This window comes from Thiosocius teredinicola (genome assembly GCF_002009425.1).
Lineage (GTDB): Bacteria > Pseudomonadota > Gammaproteobacteria > Chromatiales > Chromatiaceae > Thiosocius > Thiosocius teredinicola.
In genome coordinates this window covers 4,536,052-4,551,005 of sequence record NZ_CP019936.1, presented here as the reverse complement: position 1 = coordinate 4,551,005, position 14,954 = coordinate 4,536,052, and the positions used below count along the sequence as shown (strand labels likewise).

14 protein-coding genes and 1 pseudogene are annotated in these 14,954 nt (G+C 62.1%); 7 read left to right on the top strand and 8 right to left on the bottom strand.

The genetic code is table 11. From position 1 onward, the window contains the following. Positions 1-3: 3 nt before the first annotated feature. Positions 4-384 (top strand): Rieske (2Fe-2S) protein, encoded by a 381-nt coding sequence (locus B1781_RS21525; protein ID WP_078121654.1) that lies wholly within the window; start codon positions 4-6, stop codon positions 382-384. A gap of 49 nt (positions 385-433) precedes the next feature. On the opposite strand, the gene B1781_RS21520 is transcribed toward B1781_RS21525, so the two are convergent. Together B1781_RS21520 and B1781_RS21515 are read right to left on the bottom strand one after the other, a co-directional pair. Continuing rightward, positions 434-646, bottom strand: a complete 213-nt coding sequence (locus B1781_RS21520) for a hypothetical protein (protein WP_078121653.1) — start codon at positions 644-646, stop codon at positions 434-436. 167 nt (positions 647-813) lie between these two features. After that, the gene (locus B1781_RS21515; RefSeq protein ID WP_078121652.1) at positions 814-1,857 is read right to left on the bottom strand and encodes an NADP(H)-dependent aldo-keto reductase; all 1,044 of its coding nucleotides are present in this window, start codon (positions 1,855-1,857) and stop codon (positions 814-816) included. 37 nt (positions 1,858-1,894) lie between these two features. On the opposite strand from B1781_RS21515, the gene B1781_RS21510 reads away from it, so the two are divergent. Together B1781_RS21510 and djlA are read left to right on the top strand one after the other, a co-directional pair. Next, on the top strand, positions 1,895-2,560 hold the full coding sequence (locus B1781_RS21510; protein ID WP_078121651.1) for an energy-coupling factor ABC transporter permease: 666 nt from the start codon (positions 1,895-1,897) through the stop codon (positions 2,558-2,560). 84 nt (positions 2,561-2,644) lie between these two features. Then, positions 2,645-3,472, top strand: coding sequence for a co-chaperone DjlA (gene djlA, locus B1781_RS21505; protein WP_078121650.1), 828 nt, complete (start codon positions 2,645-2,647; stop codon positions 3,470-3,472). Positions 3,473-3,544: 72 nt separating this feature from the next. On the opposite strand, the gene B1781_RS21500 is transcribed toward djlA, so the two are convergent. The 6 genes and pseudogenes from B1781_RS21500 to purT form a co-directional block, all read right to left on the bottom strand. After that, positions 3,545-4,798 carry a hypothetical protein gene (locus tag B1781_RS21500; RefSeq protein ID WP_078121649.1) on the bottom strand — a complete coding sequence of 418 codons (1,254 nt, stop codon included), beginning with the start codon at positions 4,796-4,798 and terminating at the stop codon, positions 3,545-3,547. An 82-nt stretch (positions 4,799-4,880) separates the two neighbouring features. Continuing rightward, complete coding sequence (locus tag B1781_RS21495; protein WP_408646379.1) at positions 4,881-6,353, bottom strand: sigma-54 interaction domain-containing protein; 1,473 nt, start codon at positions 6,351-6,353, stop codon at positions 4,881-4,883. A 24-nt stretch (positions 6,354-6,377) separates the two neighbouring features. Further along, positions 6,378-6,869: pseudogene (locus B1781_RS23660) on the bottom strand (response regulator); the annotation flags it as partial. Then, positions 6,808-9,348, bottom strand: a complete 2,541-nt coding sequence (locus B1781_RS21490) for a histidine kinase dimerization/phospho-acceptor domain-containing protein (RefSeq protein ID WP_078121647.1) — start codon at positions 9,346-9,348, stop codon at positions 6,808-6,810. The pseudogene B1781_RS23660 and the gene B1781_RS21490, both read right to left, overlap by 62 nt. A 172-nt stretch (positions 9,349-9,520) precedes the next feature. Next, the gene (locus B1781_RS23040; RefSeq protein ID WP_164513502.1) at positions 9,521-9,772 is read right to left on the bottom strand and encodes a hypothetical protein; all 252 of its coding nucleotides are present in this window, start codon (positions 9,770-9,772) and stop codon (positions 9,521-9,523) included. 673 nt (positions 9,773-10,445) lie between these two features. Further along, the gene (gene purT / locus B1781_RS21485; protein WP_078121646.1) at positions 10,446-11,645 is read right to left on the bottom strand and encodes a formate-dependent phosphoribosylglycinamide formyltransferase; all 1,200 of its coding nucleotides are present in this window, start codon (positions 11,643-11,645) and stop codon (positions 10,446-10,448) included. A gap of 82 nt (positions 11,646-11,727) precedes the next feature. On the opposite strand from purT, the gene B1781_RS21480 reads away from it, so the two are divergent. From B1781_RS21480 to B1781_RS21465, 4 genes are all read left to right on the top strand, one after another. Beyond that, positions 11,728-12,774, top strand: coding sequence for a lipid A deacylase LpxR family protein (locus tag B1781_RS21480; RefSeq protein ID WP_125932217.1), 1,047 nt, complete (start codon positions 11,728-11,730; stop codon positions 12,772-12,774). Between the two features lie 68 nt (positions 12,775-12,842). After that, positions 12,843-14,327: a phosphomannomutase gene (locus tag B1781_RS21475; protein WP_164513501.1), complete on the top strand. Its 1,485-nt coding sequence runs from the start codon at positions 12,843-12,845 to the stop codon at positions 14,325-14,327. Between the two features lie 56 nt (positions 14,328-14,383). Next, positions 14,384-14,683, top strand: coding sequence for a PilZ domain-containing protein (locus tag B1781_RS21470; RefSeq protein WP_078121644.1), 300 nt, complete (start codon positions 14,384-14,386; stop codon positions 14,681-14,683). Then, positions 14,680-14,943, top strand: a complete 264-nt coding sequence (locus B1781_RS21465) for a hypothetical protein (protein ID WP_078121643.1) — start codon at positions 14,680-14,682, stop codon at positions 14,941-14,943. Before B1781_RS21470 ends, B1781_RS21465 begins: the two co-directional genes overlap by 4 nt. Positions 14,944-14,954: the final 11 nt, after the last annotated feature.

The following is a 14,954-nucleotide window of genomic DNA, read 5'->3' as shown; positions in this document are numbered from 1 at the left end:
CCGATGACGGAATCGCGTCGGCACGCCTTGTGTCCGCTAAACGAACTCGCCGACCCGGCGACCCGCGGCTTCGAACTGGATAGCAGTTCGCCGCAGCCTCTCTCGGTCTTTGTCGTGCGTAAAGACGATGTCCTCGCCGCTTACATCAATCGTTGCCCGCATACCGGCGCGCCGCTCGAATGGGTGCCCGACCAGTTCTTTGATCTCGACAACAGCTTTATTCAGTGTGCTATCCACGGCGCGCTGTTCCGACCGGAAGACGGATATTGCCTGCGCGGGCCCTGCGTCGGGCAATCGCTGCAGTCCGTAGAGCTCAGTGTTGAGGATGGGATGTTGTGGGTGGACCTGCCCACGCCGGACGACGGGCAGACGGCGGCATCCTGACACCTAGCCGCCGTTTTTCTTCAGCCTGCGCGCCGCGTGGCGCGCGTTCTCAAGACCACTTGGCGATGAACGATGCGACGTCGATATGCGCTACGTCGACCGGCAACTCGCGGGCCTTGGTGTTCGAGGCCGTCAGGTCTTCATCGACCCGCATCAGGCGCAGCGCAACGCGGGGCTCGTCGTACTCGACGGACGCCGGCGTTGTCGGCGCGGTCTCGTCGGCGATCATCTCGCCGGTAGCCATGTCGTAATGCGTGATCATCGTTTACCTCCCGCGTTGGTAGGTTGAGGTGTCGCATTACCGAGTTTATCGGCACCGCGAATTTCGGCTTTAACCGCCGTATCGTCCTGATGCGGTGGGATGATCAATAAGACCGCTGCGCGCGACGAATCATTTCAATCGTCGCTGCGCGAAGCGCTATCCGCGGTTCACGGGCTTGGGTTGGGGTGCCGGGTATGGATCGCCTCGATCTCGTCCAGCATTTCGTCGCTGAGCGTCACATTGACGCTGTCGAGGTTGCTGCGCAGTTGCTCGAGCGTCGTCGCACCGATGATGTTGCTGGTCAGAAACGAGCGCGAGGTGACGAATGCCAGTGCCATCTGCGCTGGATCGAGCCCATAGTCGCGCGCCAGGGTCACGTAATCCTGCGTGGCCTTGAGCGCCTGCAGGTTGGAATAGCGTTGATAATCGGGGTACAGCGTGAGCCGTGCCTTGGGCGGCGTGTTGTCGCCCAGGTACTTGCCCGACAGCACGCCGAAGCCTAACGGTGAATAGGCCAGCAGCCCAACATTCTCGCGATGGCTGATTTCCGCCAGGCCGATCTCGAAACTGCGGTTGAGCAGGCTGTACGGATTCTGGATCGAGACCATGCGCGGCAACCCCAGGGTGTCGGCAAGCTGCAGAAAGCGCATCACTCCCCACGGTGTTTCGTTCGAAACGCCCACGTAACGGATCTTGCCGGCGGCAACCATCTCGGCGAGTGCGAGCAGGGTTTCCTGCAGCGGTACTTCGTCGGGCTCTTGCGCGTGCGTGTAGCCGAGGCGGCCAAAGCAGTTGGTCTGTCGATCCGGCCAATGCAACTGATAAAGGTCAATGACATCGGTCTGCAGGCGGCGCAGGCTTCCGTCTACTGCGGCATGGATATTGGCGCGGTTGAGCCGGTTGTTGCCGCCGCGGATGTAGGTGAGCCAATCGCGGCCGGGGCCGGCAACCTTGCTGGCCAGCGTGACCTTGTCGCGGCAGCCGCGCTGCTTGAGCCAGTTGCCGATGATGGTCTCGGTGCTGCCCATGCTCTCGGCACGCGGCGGTATCGAGTACATCTCGGCGGTGTCGATGAAGTTGACCCCGGCATCGAGCGCCATGTCGAGCTGCTCGAATGCGTCTTGTTCGGAGTTCTGTTGGCCGAACGTCATGGTACCCAGGCACAGCACGCTGACGTCGAGACCGGTGTCGGCAAGAGGACGGTATTGCATCGGTTAGACTCCAAACTTTGAGTTGGCTTTTTATTCTATGGAATTTTCCGGCGAACTTTTCCCGAAGTCGTGGATATGGGTGTGCGCTGGCCTGTATGCATGGATTCTGTGGCGCGCAGCGCGTTGGGCCGACTGGCGCCGTCTGCTCGATGGCAACCAGTCCAATGTGTTCCTCGGTGCGGTCGTGTGCGTGATTGTGATGTGGACCTTGCGCACCCCGATCCAGCCGGGATTCGAATGGCATCTGTCGGGGATGGTCACACTGACCCTGATGTTCGGTTGGTCGCTGGCGATCTTCGCCGGCAGCCTGGCGTTGCTCGGCACTACGCTCGCCGGCCTCAATGACTGGTTGGGCTATGCGCCCTCTGCGCTGGTGTTCATCGCGCTACCCGCCACGCTCACCCAGGTCATACTGGGCTTGGTCCGCGCTTATCTGCCGAAGCACTACTTCGTCTATGTGTTCATCAACGCGTTCTTTGCCGGGGGGCTGATCTCAGTCATCGTTGCGATGAGTGCCACCGGGCTGTTGCTGTGGGCAGACGCCTACTCACTGCAAAAACTCAGCGACACCTACCTGCTGTTTCTGCCGCTGATGTTCTTCCCGGAAGCGGTGCTGAATGGTTGGCTGATGTCGATCATGGTCGGTTTCAAGCCGCACTGGGTCGTCTCGTTTCGTGACGAAGAATACCTTCAGGGCAAGTAATCTCCGCCATTCCGCGGTCTCAGCATCAAGGTTGTAAACTGTTGTGCGCAGTCATTCATCGTCGTTAACGCGGGAGAGCTGGATTTGAGCTGGTGGGGAAAACTGGTTGGCGGTGCGTTTGGTTTCATGCTCGGCGGCCCATTGGGCGCTTTGCTGGGCATCGCGCTCGGCCACAATTTCGACAAGGGTCTGAAAGCGCTACCGGATGATTCCGGATTCGCCAGCGGTGATCGCGAGCGGGTGCAGACGGCGTTTTTCACCGCGACCTTCGCCGTGATGGGGCGGGTGGCAAAGGCCGATGGCCGGGTCAGCCCTGAAGAGATTCGTCTGGCCGAAACGGTCATGGACGAGATGTCGCTCGATGCCCCCAGGCGCAAGGCAGCGATCAATCTGTTTAACCAGGGCAAGTTGCCCGACTTCGATCTCGACGGTGTGATCGAGCAGTTCCGGCGTGAGTGCCATGGGCGTAGCACGCTGCTGCAGATGTTTGTCGAGATCCAGTTGCAGGCGGCCTTCGCCGACGGCGAGATGGACCGCGCCGAAGATCAGTTGTTGCTCGATATCTGTCGGCGACTGGGTATCAGTGAACTCGACTATCGCCGCCTGGTGCGCATGGTGCAGGCTGAACGCGCGTTTCGCAGCGGGGCGGGCGCTGGTGGCGGCTCGTCACGGCAACAGCAGCGTCCGCGCAGCAATGCACCGACGCTCGACGAGGCGTACGAGGTGCTCGGCGTGCCCCGGTCGGCCAGTGATGCCGAGGTGAAGCGGGCCTATCGGCGGCTGCTCAGTCAGCACCACCCCGACAAGCTCGTCTCCAAGGGGCTTCCCGAAGAGATGATGAAGATCGCCACGCAGAAGACGCACGAGATCCGCCAGGCGTACGAACGCATCAAGGAGACGCGCGGTATGTGACTGCTGCGGTGAGCGGTAAACGAAAAAAACCCGCCGTGAAGAGGCGGGTTTTTCTGTATCGGATCGCGGTGTTTAGCGCCAATACGGGGGCGGATAACCACCCGGTGCGCCGCCTGGGTAGCCGGGACCATAGGCAGGTGCCGGGTACGGATAAGGTCCGTAGCCACCCGCAGCAGGAGGCATGCCGCGACGTTGCTGCATATTTGCCTCGTGCTGCTCACGCTGTTGTTGCGCGCGTTGCTCCATCTGCGCCTGACGCTCTGCGATGTAGCTCTCGAAGCGCGAGCGCATCTCGTCGCGATAGGCGTCGTTCGGATCCTCACCGGCAGCGTTCTCGCCGGCAGTGGATTCCGTGGGTTCGTCGCCCGAAGCGGCCATCGCGGCAGGTGGTCGGGGTGCCGTCGGGCCTGCCCAGTCGGGACGCTCGGGCATCGCCGGGCGGGCCGGTGGTTGCGGCTTGTCACGCTGTGCCACCGGCGGCTCTGGCGGCTGCGGCGGTGCCATGCGTTCCGGCATGGCCGGCATCTCGGGCTTCGGCGGTGCTGCCGGTTTCTCCGCGACCTCCGGCCTTGCCGGTGGCTGCGGTACCGGTGGCCGCTCAGCCATTGCCGGCTTGGCCGGAGGCTCGGGTTTCTCCGGTCGCGCGATCGCTTCGGGCCTGCTCGGCGGTTGCGGTGCCTCGGGGCGCGCGATCGGCTCAGGCTTGGCCGGTGGTTCCGGCTTGGCCGGCGGCTCGGGCCGTGGGATGGGTGCAAACTTGGGCGCTTCGACCGATGCTGTCGATTCGGCCTTCGCATCCGGTTCTGCATTCACCGCCGGCTCGGCTTTCGCCGCGGGCTCGACCGGTGCCTTTGGTGGCTCGGCCTTGGCGGCGGCCGTGTCCGGGGTTGCCGGCGCTTGTTCGGTCGCGCCTGCCTGGTTCATGTCGGCGGTGCGTGCTTTGAGCTTGTCACGCATCGCTTGGTGCACACTCTGCGGGTCGTTGTTGTTGCTTGTTGTTGCTTCGGCTGCGGGTGCCTTGTTCAGCGGGCCACCTGAATCGCCGCCGTCGGTTTTCGCCGTATCGACTGCCCAGGGCGGTGTCTCGGGCATCTGATAGCCGTTCTCCAAGGCGCGTTGGCGCAGGGCCTGATATTGCGCGTTGCGATAGCCCTCACGAGCTTCGCCCGTCAGGTTGGCCATGGCGGCTTTGTGTTGTGCCTGCTCTTCTTCGCTCATGATGCGAAACTTGGAGGCGTCCTCTGCGGCCATCGCCGAGGTCGCGTGCAGGCCAATGAACACACCGAGGGCCAGCAGGCCACCAGCGATCTGCTGGATGTCTCTCATATTGGGGTACCTTGCTGCAAAGCTGGAATCTCAATTCTAGCGTGGAATGTCGGCGCCGCTAACAGCGGGCTACTGATCGAGATCAGTCGGTTCGTTCGATGCCGAGCTTTTTCATGCGCGAACGTAGCGTGCTGGCGGGCAGATCCAGTATCTCTGCCGCACCGCCCTTGCCGGCAACCGCCCAGTTGGTGTGCTGGAGCACACGGCGGATATAGAACGCCTCATTTTCGGCCAGCGAAACAAAGTCTTGCGGGCCATCGAGAACAAATCCGGGGAGGCTCGACGTGGGTTCGTCATTGCTGCTGATGCCGGAATTCACGAGATGCGGGGCGATCGGCACTACCTGGTCGCGGGCCAGGATCGCCGCCCGTTCAATGACGTTCTGCAGCTCGCGGATATTGCCCGGCCAGTGATACGCCAGCAGCAGTTCCATGCCATCCTCAGTCAGCCGGGTGAAGGTGCGACCCTGGGCGCGGCCCTGGTCGGCAAGAAACTTGTTGACCAGCAGCGGGATGTCTTCGCGGCGATCGCGCAGCGGCGGTACGGTCAGCGGGAACACGTTGAGGCGGTAGAACAGATCCATCCTGAAGGTGCCGTTCTCGACCATCTCTACAAGGTCGCGGTTGGTTGCGGCGATCACTCGCACGTCCACACTGAGCGACGACTCCGAGCCCAGGCGGCTGATCTCGTGTTCCTGCAGTACGCGCAACAGCTTGACCTGCGCATCCAGCGGCAGCTCGCCGACCTCGTCGAGAAAAATCGTACCGCCATCGGCCAGTTCGAAATGACCTTGGCGCTGCTTGGTGGCGCCGGTGAACGCGCCCTTCTCGTGGCCGAACAGTTCGCTCTCGATCAGGGTCGGCGTAATCGCGCCGCAGTTCACCTTGATCAGGGGGCGATCGCGCCGCGGGCTCAGATCGTGGATGGCGCGCGCCATCGCCTCCTTGCCGGTACCTGACTCACCGATGATCAGCACTGAGCTGTTGGTCGGCGCCACTTGGTCGATTTGGTCGAGTACCGATTTCAAGGCGGGACTCTCGCCGACGATGCTGTCGAAGCGGCCTTCGTTCTTCACCTCGGCCTGCAGGTAGGCGTTCTCTGCCTGCAAGCGGTCGCGCAGACGTTCGACTTCAGCCAGGGCGTCGCGCAGTTGGTGTTCCTGGCGTTTGCGCTGGGTGATATCGCGAAACGCCAGCACCGCACCCTGCACCTCGCCACCGCGTTTGATCGGCGTGCAGGTCCAGCTCACTGCGAAGTGGTCGCCGGAATGACGCCAGAACACGTCGCTGTCGCTCTGCTTGGCGATCCCCTGCTTGAGTGTCTGGTACATGCCGGTTTCGATGAAATGGTAGGGGCTGCCATCCCAGCGGGCATACAGGTGAAGCTCGTGGATCGAGTGGCCGATCAGTCCTTCTTGTGAATAGCCGGTCAGCTGAGAGGCTGCCGGATTGGCGAAGGTGATATTGCCGTCGAGGTCGAGCCCGTAGATGCCGTCGCCGACCGAATCGAGTATCGGCTGGTTGGCGGCCTCGAGCTGGCGATTGCGTTCGGCCAATTCGGTACGCAGACGCGCGATCGTCAGATGGGTTTCGACCCGCGCGATGACTTCCTCGGCCTGGAACGGCTTGGCGATGTAGTCCACCGCACCCATCGACAGGCCCTTGATCTTGTCGTCGGTGTCGTCGAGCGCCGACAGGAAGATCACCGCGATGTCGCGCGTCTGTGGATCGGCCTTGAGCTGAGCGCAGGTTTCGAAGCCATCGATGCCGGACATCAGAATATCCAGCAGCACTAGGTCCGGTTGGGCCCATTGAGCCACCTTAAGCGCATCTTCGCCGCTCTTGGCGACCAGCAGTTTGTGTCCCAGGCCCTTCAGGGTACCGAACAACAACTGCAGGTTGGTCGGGTTGTCGTCGACCAGCAGGATGGTGCTGTTATGGGGTGGGTTCAATGCGGCGTTGCTGGGTGCTCGGGTAGCCCTGCATGATAGGAGAAAACGCGGATCGCTGTCATGCCGATGCGGCCGGCCCGGCGAGGGTGTCGAGCTGCGACGCCAGACGGCGCAGACCATCGAAGTCGAACAGCCTCGCCATCAGCGCGATCTCTTCGGCCGCGTTGGTTGGTGCGGCTGGATGATCGGCGAGTTCTTCGGCCAACTGGAACAGGTGGGCCACATCACCCAGATCGATGGCCGAGTGCAGGCGAGCTGCGGTCGATTGCGCCAGCTCGGCCGACCAGGCGGTCGTGATCTGCCGCGGCGCCGCTGTCGGCGGAGCCGGCATGGGGTCCGCGTTGCGTGCGTGGGATTCGAGTTGCGAGGACAGTTCGGACGCGTCCAGCGGATGCTGCAGAAACACGTCAAAGCCAGCCTCGACGGCAACCGATGCAACCGCCGTGTCGCCGACGGCGATGATCGGCGGTGGTCCATAGCGTGCTGCTTGGTGCAGCGTTGCGCACATGCCGGTGGCGTCGTCGGTGGCGTCGAGTTCGACGACAACCCCGGCCACCAGGTGCTGTTCGAGATAAGCAGCTGCCTGCCCGATCTGTTGCATGCGTTGAATGACAAAGCCTTTGTCTGCCAGTGCGTCTTTCACGTCGAGCGGTTCGCGTGATTCTGCGGCCAGCCACAACAATGTCTGCACAGCTGCGGCTGGGTGGTGGTCGACCGAAAGCACCACCGGTTGCGCATCGTCGGGCGGCGCCAGATTGGGCAGGCGAAAATGGAACCGGCTGCCGATGCCCGGCGTGCTGTCGACATTGAAATCGCTGCCACCCAGCAGGCGTATCAGGCGCTGGTTGATAGCCAGTCCGAGGCCGGTGCCGTCCACCGCCTTGCCGTCGCGCGCCTGGCTGAACGCATCGAAGATTGCTTCGAGTTTGTCCGCCGGCACGCCGACGCCGGTGTCGGCAACCTCGAACCGGATCTGTCCCTCCGCGTCCAGGCAGACGCTCAGACTGACCACGCCCTGCTCGGTAAACTTCAGCGCGTTGCCCAGCAGGTTCAACAGGATCTGCTTGAGCTTGACCGCGTCGGTCATGACGATCGCCGGGATGTCGGTGCCGACATCGATGCGCAACACGAGATTTTCAGCTGCCGCGCGCGAGGCGACGATGGTGCGAACATCGTCGATCAGTTGTCGTAGGTCGACCGGCTGGAGATCGACCTGCATGCGTCCGGCTTCGATCTTGGTCAGGTCGAGGATATCGTTGATCAGGGTCAGCAGGTGTTGACCGCAACGCTCGATGGCTTCAACGCTCTCGCGCTGTGCTTGGTTGAGTTCGCCGTCGCGCCGCAACAGTTGGGCATAGCCGAGCACGCCGTGCAGCGGCGTGCGCAGTTCGTGACTCATGTTGGACAGGAACTGTGATTTGGCCTTACTGGCCTGCTGCGCCTGCTCGTTGGCTGATCTCAGCGCCACTTCGGTGCGCTGGTTCTCTTCGATCTGCTCGATCAGCTTCGTATTACTCTGGCGCAATGCGGTGGTGCGTTCGGCGACCCGGTGCTCGAGCACTTGGTGCGAGCGGCGCAATTGCTGTTCGCGGTGCGCGATATGTTGCGCCATGCTGCGGATCGCGCTGGCCAGGGCCCCGAGTTCGTCGTGGCTCTTAACGTCTGGGTCTACGTTGAAGTCGCCGCGACCGATCTGCTGAACGCTGGCGTCCAATGCTGCAAATGGCCGGGTAATGCGGTGGGCTATGGCGGCGATGACCGACATCACCACGAGCAGCGACACCACCAGAATGCCGGCCACCCATACCACCTTTTCGTTGGCTGCCATCAGTGCCGTCTCGGTCGGTGTGGCCGCCAGTATGCGCCAGGGCAGCCCGGGAACCTGCGTGCTCACCAACCAGTATCTGTCGTCGTTGTTGAGGCCGCTGCGAATCTCGCTGACGCTGCCGAGGCTGCCGGCGCTGCCGATCGAATCCGCCAACTGCTTTCTGACCAACGGGGGAGGGTCGGGCAACCTCACCTGGCCGTTGTCGTCGGCGAGCATCAGGATCATGTTGGACGACGAGCGTTCGGCCGACAGTTCTTGGTAGACCGCGTTCAGCGATAGATTGACGAACGTCTCCCCAACGCGCTCCCCGGCGCGGTCGAGCGCGCGATAGAAAACGATGGCATTGGATTCGATATGCCAGCCGGGCGCCTTCATCTGTGAGATCACATCATCTTCGGGCAGGGTTTCGCCGCCGGGTTGGCCACGCCGCATCAACGCACTGCGATTGCTCGGTGCGTACAGGATGCCGGCGGACTGGGCCAGCGGCGTTCTGCGCAGACCATCTATGAGGTGGGCATACAGTAGCGATTGGTCTTGGTCCGGATCGGCCTGCATCAGATCGCCGAGGCTTTCGGCCAGCGCGGGCGCCTGGGAAAGGCTCAACGCGAACTGGGCGGCCCGATAGCGGGCGTGTTCGAGCAACAGGTCGTGGGCGTCGTCCGTGAGGTGGGCCCGCAGTTGGGTGACGCCGAACAGGAACAACAGCAGGTAAACCGCGATAACCGGGAGCGCGGCGAACAGGACGAGCTTGGTACGTATTGGCAAATGCACGAGTAATCCGGTCGACGAGGCGAGTATCCGCTCAAGAAACCGTTATCACCTTAATCCTAGGCAAAAAAAACCCCCGGGGGACGCGGGGGTTTCAATCCGACTAAGCGGAACTCGTACTGTAGTTATAACTCGGAGAACATCGTGATTCGATCAGGCCTCGCTCGGTCAGCGGTTACGCATGACGACTGCGATCGTCGTTGTCGCTTTTGCCCAAGCCCACAAGTTTGGGTAGCGACAACACCGAGAAGGCACCAGAGAACACCACCATACCGACGATCAATAATGGGGGAATGTCGATACCGAGCAGCGGACCGGCAATTGCGAGCAGCATTGCTGAGAGCCAAGCTACCAAGCCCGCCACACTCAATAACGTGCCTGCCTTATCGTCCGGTTGATTTGCAGCTGATGGGGAGTAAGTACTCATCTTTTCCACCTTGGTTCGCGTCCTGTTGCTCATTTGGTTGCAGCGTTATTGCCTGTGATGGCGGAGGTAATAGAGCAATGGCTGTGCCAAAAAAAAAGTCCCTTTTCAAACAGATGCTTAGGCATTTTCGCCTGCGCTTTTAATGCCTCAGCGCGGTTTTTCGACTCGAAATATCGCGTCGGCGGCAATTGGCGCGATATTTCGCGCCTAGTCTTGCTGGAGAGATCGCGACACGCCGGCGCCATTGCCGGATACGGCCGAGATTCCGCGGCTTCGCGGGCTGCTCGGCGTTGTGCCGACGGCTACGTCGCGCGGCGTATCGCTTAAGACCCGGCGATGCCGCAGATGATTTCAGCGCAGCCGTGGGTCTGATGTTCAGTTTGCGAGCGGTCGCGGCAACTTTGCGCTGAAATATTGTTCATTTGCACCCAAAAATCGTAAAAAAACGATAAAAGTCGAAGTGCCGAAATTTGGGGAGACGCCGTCTGCAGCGCATTGGTTCGCGTGGTAGGAGTGAGGTTTAGTCCACAAAGTGGACCCAAAATGTGACGCAGTTCACATTGTTTGGTGGCGCCGGAACGCCGGTCCCGGCCTATTTGCGGGAGTCAGTGGTATTGCGCACATTGCCCCCATTATCGGCGCGATATTTCGCGCCGATAATGGGGGTGCCGCGTCAGTCGGGTTTGATCGGCCGTACTTTGCCTGCCACGACGGCCGCTATCTCGCGGGCGGCCTCGGTTGACCCGGCGCGCGCCAGCGCCACCCCCATCCGCCGCCGTTCGAAGCTGGTCGGCTTGCCGAACAGTCGAACCTCGCTGTCGGGAACGCTCAAGGCTTCTGCCAAGCCGTCGAACGCAATGCTGTCTGCGTCCACGCCACCGTAGATCACCGCGCTCGCGCCGGTGTGGGCCAGCCTTGTATCGACCGGCAGGCCGAGGATGGCGCGGGCGTGCAGTGCGAACTCGTTCTGATACTGGGTGATCATCGTTACCATCCCGGTATCGTGCGGTCGCGGGCTGACCTCGCTGAACAGCACCTCGTCACCGCGGACGAACAGTTCGACCCCGAATAGACCACGACCACCAAGCTCGGCGGTGATCGCGTGCGCAATCTCTCTGGCGCGTTGGGCTGCGACGTCACTCATCGCCTGCGGCTGCCAGCTCTCGACATAGTCACCGCGTTCCTGGCGGTGGCCGATCGGGTCGCAGAAGAAGGTCTCGACGTCGCCGTTCCGGCCGACCGCGCGCACCGTCAGTTGTGTGATCTCGTAATCAAACTCGATCATCTCCTCGACGATGACGCGGCCGCGATTGACGCGCCCGCCACTGAGGGCGTAATTCCAGGCATCATCCAGGTCGTCGGCCGAATGTGCCGTCGACTGGCCCTTGCCTGACGACGACATGACCGGCTTGATGATGCACGGAAAGCCGATCTTCTCGGCAGCGGCGCGCACCTCGTCGAGGGTTTCCGCAAAAGCGTAACCGGAAGTCGGCAAACTCAGCGTTTCTGCAGCCAGGCGGCGGATCCCCTCGCGATTCATCGTCAACTGCGTGGCGCGCGCCGTCGGGATAACCTCGGCGAGGCCGTCGGCCTCGATCTGCGCCAGCATGTCGGTGGCGATCGCCTCGATTTCAGGGACGATCAGGTGGGGTTGCTCCTGCTCGACCAGCCGGCGCAGCGCCTGACCGTCGGTCATGTCGATGACGTGCGCACGGTGAGCGACCTGGTGTCCGGGCGCATTGGCGTAGCGGTCGACCGCGATGACCTCCACCCCGAAGCGCTGCAGTGCGATGATGACTTCTTTGCCGAGTTCGCCGGCGCCGAGCAACATGACGCGAGTTGCAGTGGGGCTCAAGGGGGTGCCGATGCGCATTGTGGTCTCCAGGTTCTCGGTGGGGTGACAAGATTAGCGGGAGCTGCCGGCCTTGGCGAGGCTGGGTATAGTGACGGGCAATATGCAGTACCTACAAAGAATGATGTTTGCGGCCTTCGGGCTGTTCTGGTTGATCACAGCGGGTTTCGTGCACGCCAAAGATTGCGAGTCGCCGGTCAATTCGTCCGGATTCGGCATCGGCGTATATTTCGACCAGGATCTGCTCGCGCCGAGCAACGACGACCGCGACTACACCATGGGGATCGGTGTCGAGATCTTTCAGGACGAAGGCCCCCTGTACCTGATGCGCGATCTGCTGACGATGGTCGAGCCGGTGGTGGGGTTCGACGAACGCTGCGGCCGGGTGTACCAGAGCTTCATGTTCGGATCGCTCAACTACACCCCGGACGATATCGGCGATCCCGAGCCGATCTACGACGACCGGCCGTATGCCTCGCTGCTGTACCTGTCGAACAAGCGCGTGATCGCCGACGACGAACGTGCCCTGGGGGTCGAATTCATGGTCGGCGCACTGGGCACCAACGTCGCGCGCGAGGTACAGCAAGGGCTGCACGGCTGGTGGCGTGACACCACCGACGACGATGAGCCGGTCGACCCGGAAGGTTGGGATCACCAGATATCGGATGGCGGCGAACCGACCGTCCGTCTGCGGGTGACCGATTCGCGGCGCTTCGCGCGCGGCTCCAACTGGGATCTGGCGCATTCCTGGGACGCCAATCTCGGCTTTCAGACCAATGCCAGCATTGGCTTGAGCGGGCGCATCGGCAAGCTCAACAGTCCGTTCTGGAGTGTGCCCTACGATCCGATCAACCGCGGTAACTTCGTGCCCGCCGTGACCGGTAACGAATGGTATTTCTGGGCCGCCGGGCGGCTGCGCGCAGTCGCCTACGATGCGCTGTTGCAGGGGCAGTTCCGCGACAGCGAGGTGACCGTCGACTACGACGACATACGCAAGCTGGTCTGGGAGGGCGGCGTCGGTGTGACCAAGGGATGGCCGGGATTCCAGCTGACGTTTTCCATCAACGCCAAGGCCGGCGACACGCTGCTCGACAAGGCGCCCGACGAGCACCTGTGGGGCGGACTGTACCTTAGCAGGCGCTATGATTGATTTATGGGTAGGCAGCGTTCGCGCGAAAAAGCGATAGAATCCTGCCGTTGCCCCCTGATGGACGTAGGATGAGCGAAAAATCCGAAGCTATTGCCATCGCCGACCTGATGTCGCACAGCGGTGTTGGATTCGGCACCAGCGGCGCGCGCGGCCTTGCGGAGGCCATGACCGACCGGGTCTGCTACCTGTACACCATCGGTTTTCTGCAGTATCTCGAAAAGATCGATGCGATCCGGCCGGGCGATGCGGTAGCCGTGGCCGGCGACTATCGTCCGAGCACGCCACGCATCATGGCGGCGGCGATCGCGGCAATCGAGCAGATCGGCTATGTGCCGATCAACTGCGGCAATATCCCGAGCCCGGCGGTGGCCTATTTCGCGATCGGTGAACGTATCGCCAGCCTGATGGTGACCGGCAGTCACATACCGGACGACCGCAATGGCATCAAGTTCAACAAACCCGATGGCGAGGTGCTCAAATCCGACGAAGCCGGTATCAAGGAGCAGGTGGTGTCGGTCGAGCGCGCCTTGTTCGACGATCAGGGGGCGTTCGTAGAACCGCACCCCCCGCCCGCTGAAAACAATACTGCCTACCGGCGTTACGTCTCGCGCTATCTGGATTTCTTTCCGGCAAACTGTCTGGCCGGTAGCCGGGTGCTGGTGTACGAACATTCCAGCGTCGCCGCGAGCGCCATGACCGAGATATTCGGCGGCCTGGGTGCCGATGTCGTCCGGCGAGGCTATTCCGATGCCTTCATCCCGGTCGATACCGAGGCGGTCCGCCCTGAGGATATCGCGTTGGCCAAGGAGTGGGCCGAGAGCGAGCGTTTCGACTTGCTGGTGTCGGCGGATGGCGATGGCGATCGGCCGTTGGTCGGCGACGAGGCCGGCAACTGGCTGCGCGGTGACGTCGCCGGTGTTCTGACCGCACACTTCCTCGACGCCGAAGCCGTTGTGACCCCGGTCAGCAGCAATACCGTGGTCGAGAAGTCGGACTGGTTCGACCGCGTCGAGCGCACCCGTATAGGTTCCCCTTACGTTATCGACGGCATGCTGGCGGCGCAGGAGGAAGGTGCACGCAGCGTTGTCGGCTACGAAGCCAACGGCGGTTTCTTGCTGATGACACCGATCGAGATGGACGGCAGGGAGCTCGACGCCCTGCCGACGCGCGATGCCGTGCTGGTTGCGCTGTCGATACTGCTACTGGCCAAACGCAACGGCATACCGGTTTCTCAGTTGGCCGACCTGCTGCCGGAACGCTACACGGCAAGCGATCGACTCAAGGCGTTTCCGACCGAATTGAGCACGCAGCGGATTGCTGAGCTGACTGCCTCCAAAGACAACATTGAAGATGCATTTCCGGCGCTGGGGGCAGTCGCGCAAACCGACACCACCGACGGTCTGCGCATCACGTTCGACAATGGCGAGGTCGTGCACCTGCGCCCATCGGGCAATGCGCCGGAACTGCGTTGCTACACCGAAGCCGCGTCGGCAGAACGCGCACAGGCACTCAACACCGATTGCCTGAATATCCTCGCCGCATGGCGAGAGTGAACCTGGCCGGGCGCTGCAACGGCGCGCGCAACGAATAACGACAGAGAGAGGCACGAATGCTCGACTACAACGAAAAGCGAAGCTACCCGCGCATGGATATCGAGTGCCCGGCAAGCTTCAAGGTAGTTGGTGGCGAAGGCGGGGGGGCTATCGTCAAAAACCTGAGTGGTGGCGGTCTGCTGATCTGGATTGATCATGCGATCGAACCGGAGTCGGTCATGCAGATCGAGGTCAAACCGGTAACCAATATCACCCCGCCGATGACGGCCGAGGTTCGCGTACTGCGCTGCACGCCGGTCGGCAGCGAAGAGGGCAGTTTTGCCGTTGCCTGCCAGATCAACCGGGTTCTTGGATGAGTCAACTGCTCGACGATATCGTGCTCGAGATTGCCGATGCGCCACATTCGGCTGCGGCATTGACGCTGTATGCGCTGGTATCGACGCTCGAGTTCGAGCAGGCAGGCTACCTGTTCAAGCTGGTCAAGCTGCGTGACCTTTCCGCGGAACAACGCCAGTTGGCCTATCGCCTGATGGACCTGATGGCCGATGGCGGCAACCAGGGAGAGCAGTGGGATCAGGCCAAGGCGCGCATGGATGAATTGGTGCGTGCCGGCTGAACGGGTGTTGC